Origin of the sequence: Cyanobacterium sp. T60_A2020_053, from assembly GCA_015272165.1 — a bacterium.
Taxonomy (GTDB): domain Bacteria; phylum Cyanobacteriota; class Cyanobacteriia; order Cyanobacteriales; family Cyanobacteriaceae; genus Cyanobacterium.
The window spans coordinates 26363-44135 of record JACYMF010000018.1; the positions used below are offsets into that span (position 1 = coordinate 26363).

The 17773-nt window shown below is 35.6% G+C and carries 17 protein-coding genes and 1 pseudogene; 10 read left to right on the top strand and 8 right to left on the bottom strand.

The annotated features are described in order from the left end of the window. Nucleotides 1–2 precede the first annotated feature (2 nt). From IGQ45_02965 to IGQ45_02975, 3 genes and pseudogenes are all read right to left on the bottom strand, one after another. On the bottom strand, nucleotides 3–398 hold the full coding sequence (locus tag IGQ45_02965; protein ID MBF2056188.1) for a hypothetical protein: 396 nt from the start codon (nucleotides 396–398) through the stop codon (nucleotides 3–5). Between the two features lie 30 nt (nucleotides 399–428). After that, a complete protein-coding gene (locus IGQ45_02970) occupies nucleotides 429–785 on the bottom strand; it encodes a hypothetical protein (protein ID MBF2056189.1) in 357 nt (118 codons plus the stop codon). A 4-nt stretch (nucleotides 786–789) separates the two neighbouring features. Further along, nucleotides 790–1692, bottom strand: a pseudogene (locus tag IGQ45_02975) (AAA family ATPase). Between the two features lie 145 nt (nucleotides 1693–1837). Between IGQ45_02975 and IGQ45_02980 the strand changes: the two are divergent. Then, entirely contained in the window at nucleotides 1838–2353 is a 516-nt protein-coding gene (locus IGQ45_02980) for a hypothetical protein (protein MBF2056190.1), read from the top strand. Between the two features lie 250 nt (nucleotides 2354–2603). Then, a complete protein-coding gene (locus IGQ45_02985; GenBank protein MBF2056191.1) occupies nucleotides 2604–3236 on the top strand; it encodes a PEP-CTERM sorting domain-containing protein in 633 nt (210 codons plus the stop codon). Between the two features lie 50 nt (nucleotides 3237–3286). Here IGQ45_02985 and IGQ45_02990 read toward each other — a convergent pair whose 3' ends face one another. Beyond that, nucleotides 3287–3703, bottom strand: a complete 417-nt coding sequence (locus IGQ45_02990; protein MBF2056192.1) for a transcriptional repressor — start codon at nucleotides 3701–3703, stop codon at nucleotides 3287–3289. Between the two features lie 150 nt (nucleotides 3704–3853). On the opposite strand from IGQ45_02990, the gene IGQ45_02995 reads away from it, so the two are divergent. Beyond that, on the top strand, nucleotides 3854–4426 hold the full coding sequence (locus IGQ45_02995; GenBank protein ID MBF2056193.1) for a peroxiredoxin: 573 nt from the start codon (nucleotides 3854–3856) through the stop codon (nucleotides 4424–4426). Nucleotides 4427–4893: 467 nt separating this feature from the next. Here IGQ45_02995 and IGQ45_03000 read toward each other — a convergent pair whose 3' ends face one another. From IGQ45_03000 to IGQ45_03010, 3 genes are all read right to left on the bottom strand, one after another. Further along, on the bottom strand, nucleotides 4894–5748 hold the full coding sequence (locus IGQ45_03000) for a prolipoprotein diacylglyceryl transferase (GenBank protein MBF2056194.1): 855 nt from the start codon (nucleotides 5746–5748) through the stop codon (nucleotides 4894–4896). Between the two features lie 261 nt (nucleotides 5749–6009). Continuing rightward, entirely contained in the window at nucleotides 6010–7365 is a 1356-nt protein-coding gene (rlmD, locus tag IGQ45_03005) for a 23S rRNA (uracil(1939)-C(5))-methyltransferase RlmD (protein MBF2056195.1), read from the bottom strand. Nucleotides 7366–7556: 191 nt separating this feature from the next. Next, complete coding sequence (locus IGQ45_03010) at nucleotides 7557–8732, bottom strand: GNAT family N-acetyltransferase (GenBank protein ID MBF2056196.1); 1176 nt, start codon at nucleotides 8730–8732, stop codon at nucleotides 7557–7559. Nucleotides 8733–9036: 304 nt separating this feature from the next. Between IGQ45_03010 and IGQ45_03015 the strand changes: the two genes are divergently transcribed. The 5 genes from IGQ45_03015 to IGQ45_03035 all read left to right on the top strand — a co-directional run bounded on the left by IGQ45_03015 (nucleotide 9037) and on the right by IGQ45_03035 (nucleotide 13412). Next, the gene (locus tag IGQ45_03015; protein ID MBF2056197.1) at nucleotides 9037–10005 is read left to right on the top strand and encodes an NmrA family NAD(P)-binding protein; all 969 of its coding nucleotides are present in this window, start codon (nucleotides 9037–9039) and stop codon (nucleotides 10003–10005) included. Between the two features lie 584 nt (nucleotides 10006–10589). Next, entirely contained in the window at nucleotides 10590–11633 is a 1044-nt protein-coding gene (locus IGQ45_03020; GenBank protein MBF2056198.1) for a hypothetical protein, read from the top strand. Nucleotides 11634–11719: 86 nt separating this feature from the next. Continuing rightward, on the top strand, nucleotides 11720–11962 hold the full coding sequence (locus IGQ45_03025) for a hypothetical protein (GenBank protein ID MBF2056199.1): 243 nt from the start codon (nucleotides 11720–11722) through the stop codon (nucleotides 11960–11962). A gap of 2 nt (nucleotides 11963–11964) precedes the next feature. Next, complete coding sequence (locus IGQ45_03030) at nucleotides 11965–12411, top strand: type II toxin-antitoxin system VapC family toxin (GenBank protein MBF2056200.1); 447 nt, start codon at nucleotides 11965–11967, stop codon at nucleotides 12409–12411. 26 nt (nucleotides 12412–12437) lie between these two features. Continuing rightward, nucleotides 12438–13412: a succinylglutamate desuccinylase/aspartoacylase family protein gene (locus IGQ45_03035; GenBank protein ID MBF2056201.1), complete on the top strand. Its 975-nt coding sequence runs from the start codon at nucleotides 12438–12440 to the stop codon at nucleotides 13410–13412. 75 nt (nucleotides 13413–13487) lie between these two features. Here the strand turns inward: IGQ45_03035 and arsB are convergent, their stop codons facing one another. Beyond that, nucleotides 13488–14627, bottom strand: a complete 1140-nt coding sequence (arsB, locus tag IGQ45_03040) for an ACR3 family arsenite efflux transporter (protein MBF2056202.1) — start codon at nucleotides 14625–14627, stop codon at nucleotides 13488–13490. A gap of 301 nt (nucleotides 14628–14928) precedes the next feature. On the opposite strand from arsB, the gene IGQ45_03045 reads away from it, so the two are divergent. Then, nucleotides 14929–16446 carry an FAD-binding oxidoreductase gene (locus tag IGQ45_03045; GenBank protein ID MBF2056203.1) on the top strand — a complete coding sequence of 506 codons (1518 nt, stop codon included), beginning with the start codon at nucleotides 14929–14931 and terminating at the stop codon, nucleotides 16444–16446. Between the two features lie 264 nt (nucleotides 16447–16710). Further along, on the top strand, nucleotides 16711–17604 hold the full coding sequence (locus IGQ45_03050) for a 3'-5' exonuclease (protein MBF2056204.1): 894 nt from the start codon (nucleotides 16711–16713) through the stop codon (nucleotides 17602–17604). Nucleotides 17605–17773 lie beyond the last annotated feature (169 nt).

Here is a 17773-nt window from a genome sequence, read left to right on the forward strand (position 1 = left end):
GGTTATAGTTTAATGGTAAGTTCCACTCGTCCACTATTGTTCAATTCGTTGAGTATATTTTCAGGAATATTAATAATTTCTTTAACTTCCACATCAACGCTAACTAAAAAGTTCTGATTGTTTTTTTCAGTATAGGTTCTAATTTCCATCAAATTATTTTCATCGTCTAAAATAAGACGACTACCAAGAACTTTATCACCTTTGGCTTTTAAATTCCTGTGGATGTATCTAATATCATCTTCGACAAGATCAAAATCCAACAAACCATTTTTAACACAAATCAAATTAGAAGACTCTTTCAATCCCTCTTCCACTGCATCTGAAAATTTTTGGGGGATATGAGCAATCGTATCAAATAATTTACCGAATTTCTTTTGCAGACTTTCTTGTTTTTCCATGATTAACTGTATTGATTTACAAAGTATTTTCTAAGTGTCATATTTATACAAATCCAACTGATCATTCATTTGTGCATCCAGTTGGGCAAGTATATCTTCTGGTACATCATTTTTATTAATATTTTCTCGTCTGCTTTCAACCCTTACATTACGGTTTCTATCCATGACATAAACTTTAATCAGTTTGAAAATACTATCTCCATTTTTAATAAGAGAAACAATGGCTTGACTGGTAACTTCAACCGCTTGATTAATTCCATTAAGAATATAATCAAGCATTCTACTTGCCCATTCTCTGATGGAATCCCAGAAATAAGTAATTGCTGCACCAACCAATGCACCACCAATGGCACTTCCAACCCACCAAACAATCACGGGTATCGGCATAAGATTATTCCTCTATAATATGATGATTATTGTTAAATTCATTTACTGAAGTTTCAGCTAAAAATTGCTTTTTTTTATGCCGTAATTTAACTTCTTGATAATTTTGAATTTCATTTTTAACGAGAGATTCATCAATAATATTTACTTTGCCAGTCAGTAACTTTAAACCTAACTTCATGGTGATATTTTTTATGTCGCCACCGCAAAGATTGTCACTAATATCTGCTAAAAAATCATACGTTATTTGCTTAGGTACATTTTCCGATAAGTGAAAAGTCCATAGTTTTTTTCTCATTTCTAAGTCAGGTGGGAAAAACTCAATATTAAAAAGAATTCTTCTCAAAAAAGCATCATCATAATTGTCAAAAAGATTCGTGGCAAAAATAATAATTCCATTGAATTTGTCCAAAAGAGTTAGCAAAGTGCTTTTTGCTGAATTAACACCATGATCGGCTGCTTGTGATAAATTGGAGATTCTTCGACTAAGTACCGCATCGGCTTCGTCGAAAAATAGTAAACTATTGGTTTCTTCTGCTGTTTTAAAAATTGAGAGTAAATTATCAGACGTGCCACCCACTAAAGAAGATTCAAGTTCCCCGTAATCACACTTCATTATGGACATTTTCAGCTCGTGTGCAATTCCTTCTGCGGTTATGCTTTTACCAGTACCCGGAAGCCCAAAAAAGTTAGCACTTAAACTGTTTCCCGTTTTCAAGAATCGATTAAACTGCCAATCAAGCAAAAGTTTATCTTTGTTTTTGATATAAGCGATCATTTCTTAAATTCCATCAATAGTATTTTGAGATAATGCTATTTCGTCAAGAGTCCATTTCGGTTGTTCTATTAAAGTTTGTGCTTTTTCCTCTCGATATGATTTCTGTTTATCTTTTACTATTTCATACTTCATATTAATGATGATTTGCTAATCAAGTAAACCTAAATTTAATGCTAGAATAATTTTCCTCAAAAAAAATACGGAAAAAACGGAGGATATTTGTATCAACTTGTTAAGATAGATCAAACTGACATAAAAGTATTTTTCTGATTCACTTATGGACATAAATATTGCTGAAGCCTTAGATTTTGTGAATAGAGAAGTCCAATCAAAAACAGGTCAACCACTCACTGAATTACAACTTTCAATCTTAGAAGGTACACTAAAAAATCAGAAATATTCAGATATTGGGGATGTTAATGGTTTTAGTAAAGGTCATGTTCAAGATGTTGGTTATGAGCTTTTTCAGTTGTTGTCTCAAGTTTTCCATAAACCTCTCAAAAAACACAATTTTAAAAAGTTTTTGAAAGAACAAAAAAATACTAATTGTCATGGATTTAATTTTTATAATGGTAGTACAATTAGTTATAGTAATTATTATTCTGATTGTTTATTTTCTTCATCAAAAGATGAGTCTGAAACATCAGAATATAAAGAAGCTAAAAATAGAGTACAGTTAACGACAGCAAAAAAATTGAGAAAAAAAGGTTTAAAGTTTGAAGAAATTGCGGAAATTTTAGAGATTGAATTGGAATTTTTAAAGAAGTATTTGGGTCAAGATGAAAACCAGTAATTCATAGTCTTTATTCTTTCATCGTCTTTATTCTAAAGTGGCTAGAAATTTAGCGTTTTTGTTTCTTTGATCTTGTTGATCCTAGTGTGGCACAAGTGGAGGGCGCCCTCCACCCCATCAAGCCTCCTTTTCCACTTCAATTCCTCCCACTGCACCATATAAAATCGTCCCTTGATATATAGAAAAATTAATCATTATAAGCATTAAAAAACAGTTACAATTTAACCGTAAACAATTTAGTAAAATATCAATGAATTTCAAGTCTTCGTTTATCGCCCACAAAAATGAGAGTTTCGGTCTGATTACAGCTTTTACTTTTGTGGTTGCTTCCACCATTTTTAGTTCAGAGGCGGAGGGCGCTGTTATCATCACAGGGCAAGAAATAAGAGGTGATGTCGTTTTTTCTTACTCCGGTTCTATCGATACCACTGGATTTTCAGCCCCAAATCCTAATATTGCTTTCGGTAATGACCTCAACCCCAGCACCGGCGGATTTACTGCTGGACAATCCGATAATAACGCTCCTCTTTTCCAAAACATTAGCATTAGCGGTCCCAGTAATTTTGGTTCTGGTGGGCGTATTACGGGTATTGCTAGTGGTACTCCCTTCGGTTTTAGTCTTATTCAAAATTGGCTTCAACTTCCTAATTCTTCAGGTAGTGAAATTAATGGAGCCTTAACTTTCCTCGGTACTAATTTTAATGCGTTAGGAGTTAATAGCAGTCAATCATATACTTGGAATTTACCCAATAATGATAATATCACCTTGGAATTTGCTCCACCTATCCCTGTACCGGAACCTAATATGATTTTAGGTAGTGTGGTAGTGTTAGGAGTGGGTGCCATCATGAGAAAAAAGCGTGACACTCCCACGCTGACCTAGTAGGGTGGGCATTGCCCACCAGAGGAGACTAAATAATTCCAAACACACTTTTAATCACAAAGATCACATTTACCCTCTACAATGACCTCATAGCGCTCTCCATCCAAACCAGAGCGCAACTTGTGAAGACTAAGATTAGCGAAAGAATCCCAAGCAATATCTTCGATATTACCACAGCAACGACAACGGAAATGATGATGAGGGTCAACATTCGCATCATAACGACAGCGCCCCTCCTCCAACAACACTTCTCGGATTAAACCCACATCTCGTAAAGTTTGTAGGGAAAGATAAATAGTAGCTTGAGAGAGGGTGGGCGCTTCTTGATTTAAGTCTATCAAAATCTGCTCCGCCGTGGGATGATCCTCACGATGTAATAAATTACTATACACCGCATAGCGTTGAGGAGTCACCCTTAAACCCTTTGCTCTCAGTATTTGGATAATTTCATCGGTTGGAATTGCCATGGCTAGTATGAAAATTGACTGCAACTAGGTTTTACCCTTAAATATACCTTAACAAAAATGAATCATTCTTGGCATTGACAAATTCTTAAATAAGAGTTATTCTGAGATAGAAATCAAAAGAAACTAAAAAATTATTGACAAGAGGTAAATATGGCTGTTATTGAAACTGTACCTAGCGCAGTATTTAAAACCCGTGTGCGTGATGAATCCGTAGAAGGACCTAACCCCTACCGTTGGGAAGATAAAACCACCGCCGATATTTTTGGTGGCAAAAAAGTAGTTGTATTTTCCTTGCCCGGTGCTTTCACCCCCACTTGTTCATCGAATCACCTTCCCCGTTACGAAGAGTTGTACGAAGAATTTAAAGCTCAAGGTGTTGACGAGGTAATCTGTGTTTCCGTTAACGATGCTTTCGTGATGTTTAAATGGGGTAGAGAAATTGGCGCGAAAAACGTTTCTTTATTACCCGATGGTAATGGTGAATTTACTCGTAAAATGGGTATGTTAGTAGAGAAATCTAATCTAGGTTTCGGTTTACGCTCTTGGCGTTATTCTATGTTAGTGGATGATTGTAAAATCGAAAAAATCTTTGTAGAACCGGGTTATGAAGATAACTGTGCCTCTGATCCTTTTGAAGTATCCGACGCTGATACTATGTTAGCTTACCTCAAAGGAGAAAATCCTCAAGGTGTTTCGGCTCCTGTTAAAGAGTTTGTTGGTTAATTTTTAACTTTTTCTCTCATTAAAAAACCCTCACCCATAAAAGGTAAGGGTTTTTTATTTGTCTAGGAAGAGGGGGAAGCAGAGGAAGCAGAGGGAGAAAGGGAGAAAGGGAGAAAGGGAGAAAGGGAGAAAGGGAGAAAGGGAGACAGGGAGAAAGGGAGACAGGAAGATAATTAATTAGGATTTGCTGAATAAATCAAAAACCTTGTCAAATAAAGGTTTAAAGTCTATTCTACATAACAAAAAGTGTCATAAATTGACTTTTTTCTCTAAAAATACTGTATTTTTTCATCCCCATCAAGAATTATTGATACAAGTGAGCAATTTATGAAAAATAACTATTTGGCTTAACTCTTTAATTGATAAGCATTTCACCTGAAACCTGACACCCGACACCTGACACCTCCCCTCACTAAAATACTTTTTCAGCACCCCCTAATTATGGATTTCCTTTGCCCTTTGCCCTTTTAACTTTGCCCTTTATTAATGTCTGGTAGAGGACGCTGGAGAAGATAAAGCCAAATTAAGCCAATAATACCGATGACAATAGCACCTAAACTGACAATTTGAGCGATACGCAAACCAAAAAACATCAAACTATCGGTGCGAAAACCCTCCACAAAAAAGCGCCCGACACTGTAACCAATTAAATAGGTAAAAGTCAAAGTACCAATTTTTAATTTATTATTACGTTTTAAACCCCAAAAGAAGAGGGTAATTAACAAGATAAAAATTAAAATATTCCACACCGATTCATATAAAAATGTGGGGTGAAAATAATCAAACTCTAGGTATTGGGGAGGGCGCCGACTAACGGGAATAAATAATTTCCAAGGGACATTTGTCGGCACTCCAAAGGCTTCGGAATTAAAAAAATTACCCCAGCGCCCGATGGCTTGACCTAAAATAACCGAAGGCATGAGAATATCTACTAACTGCCAAAAAGACTGTTTATGAATTTTGGCAAAAATAATCGTAGCGATAGTGCCACCAATTAAAGCACCATGAATGGCAATGCCTCCTTGCCAAATGGCAAAGATGTCTGAAGGGCGCTGGGCATAATTTTGCCACTCAAAGATTACATAATACAATCGGGCGGCCGGAATAGCGCCCACCACCAACCAGATTACCAAATCGCCGATCAATTCTGGGTCAATATTTTTCCGTTGGGCTAATTTTTGAGCTAAAGTTAAACCAATTAACACCGCAGAAGCAATTAAAAAACCATACCATCTCAGGGAAATAGGTCCTAATTCAAATAAGATTGGACCAGGAGATTGAAACCGAAATGCTATTAAGGGAGAAAGGACAGTTATTAACATATTAAATGATCAAATTTTTGGTTATTCTAGCTTGAGTATGAACAATAATATTCGGATTATCATTTAAAACTTCCTTTAAACTTTCACAATCATTGGTTTCTATTAAAATCGTGGAATAATTAATTCAATTTTCGTGATGCCCAACAATTTTGTGGGTTGAAAGATTTTATGAATGTTTCTCAAATAGTGGTTTAAATATCAAAGCCTTCTATGGAGTGGCAAATAGGGAAGCTATTCATCCTATTTCCCTGACTAATATTCCTACTGATTAATTTTTACAAGAATCACCACCGCTTCCACATGGGTAGTTTGAGGGAAAAAGTCTGCCGGTTGTACTAAATTGATGTCGTAATCTTGTGTATCGCACAAAAACTTTAAATCTCTAGCGAGGGTGGCAGGATGACAACTTATATAAACGATATACTTCGGTTTCATACTAAGTAGAGTTTCGATGACTTCCACTTGGCAACCCTTACGGGGAGGGTCTAATATAACAATATCTGGTTGAGTGGTTAATTCTGGGAAAATAATTTCCGAGCGCCCTTCCACAAATTTAACATTGGTAATATTATTAATCAGCGCATTGTGTTTCGCTAACTCCACCGCTACCTTATCGGATTCTATGCCAATTACTTGACGAACTTTTTGGGCAATAGGTAAAGTAAAAGTACCGACACCACAATATAAATCAATTACCGTTTCCTCTCCTGTGAGGTGGAGGGCGCCCTCCACCACTGCCCAAAGTTTTTCAGCCATGATAGTATTAACCTGAAAAAAACTTTCTGTGCGTAAAGTAAAAGTTAAATTGGCAAAAGTTTCCTTTAAATATAATCTTCCTGCTAATAATTCTGTTTTTTTGCCAAAAATTACATTAGTAGGTAAAGGATGATGATTAAGAGTCACACCTACCACTTGGGGATACCTTTCCATCCAGAGGGGCGCTTGTTGTGCTAATTTAAAATTACTTGGTTTAGTAATCACAATGGTAATTAAAATTTCTCCCGTATTAGCACCAATACGGAAACAAAGATGCCTGAGAATACCTGTTTTAGTTTTTTCATCATAGATGGGAATACCCAACTCCATTAAATCTTCCTTAATTTCTGCCAAAAGAGGATTTAAGCGGTTATCCTGAATAGGACATTGATTAATATTGACGATTTGATGACTACCACGACGATAATAACCAGCTTTTAGCGCCCCTGTGGAAGACACTGCAAGGGGATAACTAGCTTTATTGCGATAACCTAAATCATCATCAGCGAGAATATTTTGCACCGTAAAATCTGTAAAACCACCGATGCGAGTTAAGGCTTCTTGTACTTGATTTTGTTTAATGGTTAACTGATGTTGATAATCGATATGTTGCCACTGACAACCGCCACATTTATCTGACACAATACAACGGGATTTGATACGATAAGGAGAAGGTTCGATAATTTTCTCGACTCTACCGTAAGCATATTTTTTCTTATCCCGAATAATCTTAGCTTGTAAACGATCTCCTGTCACCGTTTGAGGAATAAAAATCACCTGAGAATCTATCTTTGCCACTCCATCGCCATCACTACTTACGTCTTCGATAACTACTTCTACAATTTCACCCTGTCTAATCATTTAACTTCTTTACTCTATATTTTGGCATCTAAAAACCCGTTACAGGGCTTTTTTTCCATAGTCTATCAATTATACTGCTATTTTTTTCAGCACTGCCAAATTATAAAGGGAAAAGGGCAAGGAGAAAATTATGAATTATGAATTATGAATTATGAATTATCCATTATCCATTGTCAATTATCAATTGTCCATTATCTATTCTCGTCTTCATGATGAAGTGGAGGGGTATTTTGTTGATCTAAAATGGAAGGTTGCCAATGGGTGGGGATGGGGGAGTGCGCTGGTTTTAAACCTTGTAACATTTCTTGTAATTTTAGAGACTCAAGGGGTTTGGCTTCTCTTAATTTATGCCATACCGAGCGTGACATCAAGAGATTTTGCTCTACCCTTAGCGCCCCTATTTTCTCCAAAAATTCCTCTCTTTCCGGTTGATAATCGCCAGAAGATAAAATCAACGATTGCGGAGGAAAAGCCTGAATCACAGAAGCCATTTGAGTTAATAACTTGGGATATAACCAAGTGTAAGCTGGATGCACCGTTAAAGTGGCTTCATGACAACGGGAAGCATCTTGGCAAATAGTTAACTCAAAATAACCGATGGCAGCCTTGCGCTGAGGCTCAAAAACATAAGCCTTAATGATTTCCTCTTTATGCCAAAAAGATTTGATAGCCTGAGAAACATAGGAAAATAAACCGGTTTTAAAGTCTTCCACATGACGATCAAAAACCTGTCTTATGGTAGGCGGTAAAGAAACACAGTCTAATTGATATAGTAAACGAGAGTCGGCATTACTGACGGGTAATAAATTGGGTAAATTTGGCTCTTTTTGGGCTAATTCTGCTAATATTTCAGGGGTGCAACGCCATGTTGTCATTTCTGCGATGGGTTGAAAACCATTTTCTTTATATAAAGCAAGGCTATTTTTTTCGTTAATGTCAACTTCTAGTACCCATGTTCTAGCTTCCCAGATTTTCTCAAAACAATGGCGCAATAATTGAGAACCGATGCTACACTGACCGACAAGAAGGTGACGAAGGGAAGTATTATGGTTAATAAGCACTTGTTGTACTTGCCAAGTGCTACGATTTTGGTTGAAGGGCGCTACTTGTATTAAACCTTGAATTTGCCCGTCTTTTTCGGCAACAAAAACATTAAAATCACGATTCCAATTAGCTGGTAAAATTTGGGCTAATTGTAGTAAACCATAGCAACTTTGATATTGTTGAATTTGTGTTAATAAGGAAGCAAATTTATAATTATATTCTAAGGATAATCTTTGCTCTAAAAGAGAGGCGATGGGCGCTAAATCTCGATATTGTATTCCTCTAATTTTTAAACTAGATTTCGGTGATTGAGTTGTATTCATAATTAGTAATGGATAATTGATAATGGACAATTGATAATTAAAAATTCATGTCTTGTCTTGTAATTATCGGACTTAGTTCTATTATATGGCTAGAAAATTGTTTTACAATTCTAGTTTAACTTTTAAAAAGTTACTTTAATCTTGTCTCAATATCATTAAAACGTCATTCTCCCCGTCTCCCCGTCTCCCTTTCTCCCTTTCTCCTTTTCTCCCTTTCTCCCCCTATCCCCTTTCCCTTCATAATTGCCCCTTTCTGATAAAATCTTAAAGAAAGTTAAAAATATGTAAAATAAGTTAATAATAAATGAAAATATTAGTAGTAGGTGGTACAGGCACACTAGGCAGACAAATAGTGCGGAGGGCGCTGGATGAAGGGCATCAAGTGCGTTGTTTAGTGAGAAGCCTTAACCGAGGTAGTTTTTTAATGGAGTGGGGCGCTGAATTAGTAAAAGGAAACATTTGTGATGCGGAAACTCTCCCCCCAGCTTTAGTGGATATTGATGTAGTTATTGATAGTGCCACCGCTAGGGCAACTGATTCCATGAGCATCAAAACCATTGACTGGGAAGGAAAATTAAACTTAATCCAAGCCACAAAAGAAGCTAATATTAGCCGTTATTTTTTCTTTTCTATTATTAACGCTCAAGATTTTAGAAATGTTCCCCTCATGGATATTAAATACTGCACGGAGAAATATTTACAGGAGTCTGGTGTAAATTATACTATTTTTAAGTTAGCAGGTTTTATGCAAGGGTTAATTGCCCAATACGGTATTCCTATCCTTGATAACCAACCGGTTTGGGTGACAGGGGAAAATACACCTATTGCCTATATGAATACCCAAGATATAGCGAAGTTTGTGGTTCAAGCCTTAACTATCCCTGACACTGAAAAAAGTATTATTCCTATAATGGGCAATCGAGCTTGGACTGGAGAAGAAATTGTTAAGATTTGTGAACGATTATCAGGAAAACAAGCTAAAGTTTCTCGGATTCCCATTGGTTTGCTAAGATTTTTAAGAGGTTTTACTCGTTGGTTTAAATGGACTCTAAATATTTCTGATCGTCTTGCTTTTGCTGAGGTTTTAGCCAGTGGTAAAGCCATGGATGCACCAATGGATAAAGTTTATGAACAATTTAATATTGATCAGGGTGATATTACTACCCTAGAAGGTTATTTACAAGAATATTTTGATCGCATTATGAAAAAAATTCGAGAAATTGATATGGAGCAAAATAAGAAGAAAAAGAAGAAAAATAGCTTTTTTAAATAATTATAAGATTCTCATTAAAACGAAATAAAAGTCTCCCCTCTCCTATCAAGGTTTTTGCAACGTAAGGTACAAAATTGATTTGTTTAGTAGGGGAAGCAAGGAGGAAACGAGGTATTTTTCTATTGATTGATTTATTAGCAGTTAAAATCTCTGGAAGAATTTTTTTTGATCAATCAAAGAATCAAAACTTATTATATCAAGTTCGGATAATTAGTTATTAAAAGATTATATCTTCGTAATTTCCCCACCGTGTAATGAATTACACGGAACCAATAGTATCCCGTTCAATAAATTGAACTAAGATGTTAATCTTACTAATTTGTAAGTGATCGCGCAGCGGCAGCCTTCGGCTGATCAAGCGGACTTGATATTACTTGGTCTCCACTAAAAATTTGAGAGTGTAAAAACTCTGCTTCTCAACGGGAGACTTTTATTTTTAATATTTAATGAATGGTCAAATTGATCACTTTTCAAGCAGGTTCTTAGTATAATTATAAGTCCTAAGTATTTATGTGGTTGTGAGCCATTCTTGCCAAAACCTCAGTAAATATCCTCTAATTCTTTTTATGTAATTAATGATTGATATGTTAGACATAGCGCCCTCCCCCGAAGCCATTACCGAAGCGTTAACCATGACGGCGGATTTAGATTTTGAATTACCAGACCCGGAAGACGAGGAAATGGGGGAAGCGGAATTTCAAGAACAAGTAGAGAATATTTGGCAAGTGTGCGATCGCTTTGACTTGCAAACCGATATTTGGCGCGGGCGCATTTTACGCACGGTGAGGGATAGGGAAAAGATGGGCGGTGACGGGAGGGGCGCTGGGTTTGCTAATTGGTTAAAAAATCGAGAAATTAGCAAAAGTCAAGCCTACAGTTTAATTCAGTTGGCTAATAGCGCCGACACCCTGTTAGCAGAGGGCAATTTAGACCCGGATGCCATCAGGAATTTTAGTAAACGGGCATTTGTGGAAACGGCAAAAGCTGATCCAGAAATCCAAAAATTGGTAAGTGAAGCGGCGCTTCAGGGTGATCGTATTACCCGCCGTGAGGTAAAGCAGTTAAGTGATGAATACACGGCAATGAATTCTGATTTTTTACCTGATAATGTGAAGGAAAAAGCAGTGGATGGTTCGTTACCGTCTCGCCATCTAGCGCCCCTCGTCAAGGAAATGGAGAAATTATCAGAGGAACAAATTGACGATATTAGGCAAGAAATCAGTTCTAGCCCTGATGTGGATACGGTGAAAAAAATGACCTCCACTGCCAAAAACCTGTCTAAATACATCGATAGTGCCTCACAGGTGGAGACTTTGAGAGGGTCTGCCATCGATTTAGAAATGGCTTTAGATGAGGCGTTAAGGTTGGATTGTTTGAGCATTACGGCGGATTTGGTGAAACAGGCGACGAATTTAGAGCAAAGTGTGGGAAAACTCTATACTCTCTGGAAAAAAGTCGGTAGTATCGCTGATCGCCTTTATGTGGAGACGGGCGCTAGTAGTCCTAATTTACGCTCTCTATTATCTTGTTTGGAACGTCTTACTGGTGAAGTTATTGAATTAAAATTGGATGAGGGGGGCGAAACTCTCGTGCGCTTACGGGTGATGACAGAATCGGAAAATGGATAATTGAACTGTTGTAATTTACTGTTTATTGTCCGATAAACTCGATTATATTTACATTTTAAATAAAAGTTGAAAGGGAGTTTATCATGATGTCAGCAAAAGAATTATTAATAAAAGAAATTGAGGGAATGACTGAAACAGAATTACAGCAAATATTAACAATAATACAAGAGGTCAAAAATAAACTTAATAGTGATAATAAAAAATCAAAATTATCATCTCATTTAGGTTCTGGTAAATCTATTTTACGTCATGCAGGTAAATGGGTTGGAGATGATTGGCAAGAGTGTTTAGATTTAGTTTATTCCTCTCGTGGTAATGCAGAATTTTAGTAATGTATTTATTAGACACTAATCATTGTAGTGCCATTATCGTTGGTAATTTAACCGTTATTAATTATATTCAAGAAGCAAATATTAATAATATTGGTATCTCAGTTATTACACAAGGGGAATTGTTGTATATGGGAGAAAATTCTACAAAAAAAATAGAAAACTTAGCAACTATTTATGACTTTTTAGGAGATATTCTGATTTACTCTATCAATAGTAATGTCAGTGCTATTTATGCTCAATTAAAAGCTAGAATAATGAGTCAGTTTGGACCAAAAGAAAAGAAAAAACGCCGTCAAATCAAAATTTCCGATTTAGGAATCGGTGAAAATGATCTTTGGATTGCCAGTACAGCTATTAGTAATAATCTTACTTTAGTTTCCTGTGATCGAGATTTTATTCGTATCAAACAGGCTTGGAATTTTCCGCTAGAAAATTGGCTGTCTTGATTACTAATTATCCCCTAATTTTCTTAATGAATCAAAATATCAACATCATCACCATTGCTGGAGAAGAAATTTATCCTTGTCAAATCAAGCAGATACAAATTCCTGTGGCAAAGTTACCCACCCAAACCATGATGTCTTTACCTGTGACGGTGATTAATGGCAAGGAGAAGGGTGCTAGATTGTGGGTTAGCGCTGCCATTCATGGGGATGAAATCAATGGCGTAGAGATTATTCGCCAAGTTATCGCTACTATTAACCCCCATCGTCTGCGCGGTACAATTATTGCTGTGCCTATTGTCAATGTCTTTGGTTTTATTGAACAATCCCGTTATTTACCAGATCGCAGAGACTTGAATCGCAGTTTTCCGGGTTCGGAAACCGGCTCTTTGGCTTCTCGTTTAGCTAATATATTTATGAGGGAAATTGTGGCTAATTCTACTCACGGCATTGACTTGCACACCGCCGCCATTCACCGCATTAATTTACCACAAATTAGAGCTAACCTTGAAGATGAGGAAACGGCGGAGTGCGCTGGGGCATTTAGTGCGCCCGTCACCATCCATGCTAACACCCGTGATGGCTCATTGCGTCAGGCTGCCAGTAGTCTGGGTATTCCCGTGTTGTTGTATGAAGGGGGAGAGGCGCTAAGATTTGACCAAAATGCCATTAAAGTGGGAATTAAGGGCGTTTTGGGAGTGATGAACTATCTTCAAATGTATAATACTTTTAACCATGATCGACAAGAGTTAACAGAATACGATACCAGAGAAAAAATTTTTGATAATTCTAAATGGGTAAGGGCATCCAGTAGCGGTATTTTCCTACTACAAACTACCTTAGGGGAAAAGGTAGAAAAAAAACAACTTCTCGGCATTATTACTGATGCTTTTGGCAATAAAACCATCAAAATTAAAGCGCCCTTCGCCGGTATCATTATCAGTCATGTGCAGAATCCCCTCGTTAATCAAGGGGATGGTATTATTCATCTTGTTGCTCTTTAGGCTTTGTTGAATAAATTCTACATTCCCTTCACGACTCCACTTTTTCAGCAACCCCTAACTATACATTATCCATTGTCAATTATCTATACATCGAGGGTCTAATAAAGTGGCTTTTTCCGGCTCTCGTCTAAACCAAGGGGCAGTTTTTTTACAAACTTCTACTAGCATTAACATCACAGGTACTTCAATTAATACCCCCACCACAGTGGCTAAAGCAGCACCCGAATTTAAGCCAAAGAGTATTACGGCGGTAGCAATAGCTACTTCAAAATGATTACTCGCTGCGACAAGGGCTACAGGAGCTGAATCTTCGTAAGATAAGTTCATTTTTAAAGCAACTACATAACTAATCAAAAAAATAAAGTTAGTTTGTATAAATAAAGGTACAGCAATTAAAAGGATATGAAGAGGATTATTAACAATTAATTCCCCTTTAAAAGCAAATAATAAAATCAAGGTGATAAGCAAAGCAACCACAGCAATGGGAGAAAGATAATGCAAAAATACTGATTCAAACCATTGTCTGCCTTTATATTTAAAAATCCAATAACGACTTAATACCCCAACCAGTAAAGGCAAACCCACATAAATTAATACGGAAAAAACGATGGTTTGCCAAGGTACAATTAAATTATTTGCTGATAATAACCATTGCCCCAACGGTGCATAAAAAAACAACATTGCCAAGGAATTAACCGCCACCATAACGAGGGTGTGCCCTTGATTACCGTAGGAAAGATAACCCCACATTAACACCATAGCGGTACAAGGAGCGAGACCTAATAAAATACAACCAGCGATATAAGAATCTGATAAAGTTACTTCTACCCCTCTGATGATTTCAGTGTCAGCTAAAAATTTACCAAATAAATTATTGAGGAAAAATTGAGCAAAAATCACCATCGTAAAAGGTTTGACTAACCAATTAATTACGAGGGTAAGTATTACTGGTTTTGGGGTTTTAATGGCTTCTTTGGCACGAGAAAAATCGATTTTCACCATGATGGGATACATCATGAAAAATAAACAGATAGCAATGGGAATGGATACGTTATAAATACTCATACTATCGAGGGTTTGAGCCACATCAGGAAATACTCTCCCTAAACCGATACCCATAACGATACAGATAAAAACCCAAACGGTTAAATATTTCTCAAAAAAACTTAAACTTCCTCCAGCTTTGATGGCTTGGGGGTTAATATTCACTTTCATGGTAATTCTTATGGTTTCTACTTTTTGGAGTTATTACTAATATACCAAAAAAAGTTGTTTTGAATTTATTAGGCTGGTTTCTGTTGTTACTTTTACTTAAAACACCAGCGCCCCCCACCATTAAAAGGTATTACTGTATGATTATAGAGAACAGAAAAAAAGACAAAAAATAGTATTTAAAAAAATTATAAATCGTAAAGAGAAATAATAAAGAAATATCCTACCAATTTTCTTAAATATTTAAAATTGAAATCACGTTCTATTGTTTCATTATAATTCTACTATATTAGAGCAACTATTTATGATTACTAAACTATCGCAAAAAGATCAAAAAATCCTTAGCAAAGTAGATCAATTATGGTCAAAATTAAAAGAAAATTCAGATTCATCCACTTCAGTAATTACCACACAAAAAGAAACGAATAATAACTATGATTTTGATGTGATTATTTGTGGAGGCACATTAGGAATTTTTATCGCTACCACCTTACAACAAAAAAACTATCGAGTTGCTGTTATTGAAAGAGGCATATTACAAGGAAGAGAACAAGAATGGAATATTTCCAGAGCAGAACTAGCAACATTTATCAATCTTGACTTATTAACCGAAAGAGAATTAGAAGAGGTTATTTTTACTGAATATAATCCAGCCAGAGTTAGTTTTGATCAAGGTTATGAGCTATGGGTAAAGGATGTTTTAAATATTGGCGTTAGCCCTAGATTACTAATAGAAAAAATCAAGCAAAAATTTTTGTTATTAGGTGGAAAAATTTTAGAAAATACAGCTTTTCAGTCAGCAACTATAAATGATGATAGCGTCATCGTTAAAACTAATCAAAATAGCTTTAATACTAGATTATTAATTGATAGTATGGGACATTTTTCCCCCATTGCCAAACAGATTAGAAATGACAAAAAACCTGATGGAGTTTGTTTAGTAGTGGGCAGTTGTGGCGAAGGTTTTAAACAGAATGAAACAGGGGATTTAATCGTTACTTTTACACCAATTCAAAATCAATGTCAATACTTCTGGGAAGCATTTCCCGCCAAAGACGGGCGCACAACCTACCTATTTACCTACCTTGACGCGCATCCCGAAAGAATTAGCTTAACCACCTTAACCCAAGAATATTTCCGCCTTTTACCTGAATATCAAAACATCGACTTAAACGACATCAATATCAAACGCTTTCTTTGTGGTTTTTTCCCTGCTTACAATCCTAGCCCCTTAAAAATTCCTTTTCATCGCCTTTTAGCCATCGGTGATAGTAGTGGAAGTCAATCACCCGTTAGTTTTGGGGGGTTTGGGGCGCTGGTGCGTCATTTACCACGCCTCACCGCCGGTATTAGTGAAGCCTTAGCCACAGATTCCTTACAACAAAGAGATTTAGCCTTAATTCAACCCTATCAACCCAATATTTCCGTAACTTGGTTATTTCAGAAAACCATGAGTGTTGGGATTGAAAAACAAGCCTCACCTCAGCAAATTAATGACTTAATGAGTGGTGTATTTAAAGTCATGGATGGTTTAGGAGATGACGTCTTAAAACCTTTTCTACAGGATGTCGTACAATTTTCCGGATTATCAAAAACTCTCCCCCTCGTTAATCCCTTGTTGGTTTTACCTTTATTACCCCAAGTCGGTTTACCAACTTTCCTCGATTGGTTTCGCCATTATGTTAATTTAGGGCTTTATACTGGTTTGTATCCTCTGGCAAAATCTTTGGCAATGTGGGAAGATAAAATGACCGTAGAACAAAAATATTATTATCATCGTTATGTAGAAAAGTGGTGCTGGGGCGCTGGTTTAGATAATTAGGGGTTGCTGAAAAAGTCTTTTGGTGAGGAGAATGTAGAATTTAGAATGTAGAATTTAGAATTAATATTTTTGGCTCTTCTACAGTGGTTATGACAAACTAATAGGAAATAATTGCTCAAACGCTTGTTTGATAAACTTCATGTTATTCTAAAAATATAAATCTTATCATTTATAACATTAATAATTTCCTTTGCCTTTTGCCCCTTGCCCTTTGCCTTATACCAACTAATAATTTATAATACTCAAAGTAAGAGAGCCAAAATGATTTATTTAACCAATCAAAAAGATATTGAAAAAGTTATCCTTGAACTTAAAAATGATACTATACTTTGGGTCGATACAGAAGTAGCTGACTATAAAACTAAAAAACCTCGTTTATCTCTTATTCAAGTATTAGCTGATAGCAGTAATCTTGATGGTGATAAAACTTATATGTTAGATGTATTAGATCAACAAAATATTATCGATTTTTTTATTGATAATATTATGTTAGATGAAAAGATAACTAAAGTTTTTCATAATGCACAATATGATTTACGTTTATTAGGTAAAGAGAAAGCAAAAAATATTTTTTGCACTTTCCAGTTTGCGAAGAAAATTCCTTACTGTTTTTTACCTGTAAATAGTTATTCTTTAAAAAGTTTAACTGAATATTTTACAGAATTTAAAAATATTGGTAAAGAAGAGCAAGGGAGTGATTGGGGTGCTAGACCATTACAACGTCAACAGTTAGAATATGCAAAAATGGATTGTGTATATTTAGCACAAATTTATCATAATTTAATGAATTTAAACCATAGTATAAACGTAAAATTTAGTGAACAATCATTAGAGGAGTTAACACAAAGATATATTTCTTTAGAAGATCAATTTAAAATGGTAGAGTCAGAGAGAAAATGCTTAAAGGAATTGATTACGGGCAGAATGTTAGAAAATAATCTTCAAGAAAATCAATATTTAAAGCTAAAAATTAATGAAAGAGAAAGTATAAAAGCACAAATTATTGATTTAGTGAATTTGATTAATCAAGAAAAACTTGAGTTAAATTTTGAAGTTAGTTTAACTAATGATATACAAAAACAATTAGGAGAAAGTTTAGCTAGTTTAGATGTAAAAACTAACAAAACAATTTCCTATGCTTTAGATTTAAAACATTAATATAAAAGGTCATTATTGTTACTATTATTAAATGTGTCAAGGGGAGAATTTTTATGAGAGTTAAATAATATTCAATTCACCCATCAGTCAACTAAAATGCTTGATAATGAGATATTGATGATAAACTAAAGTTAGTAAGTTAATATAAATTAACAATAATCTGCGAAAC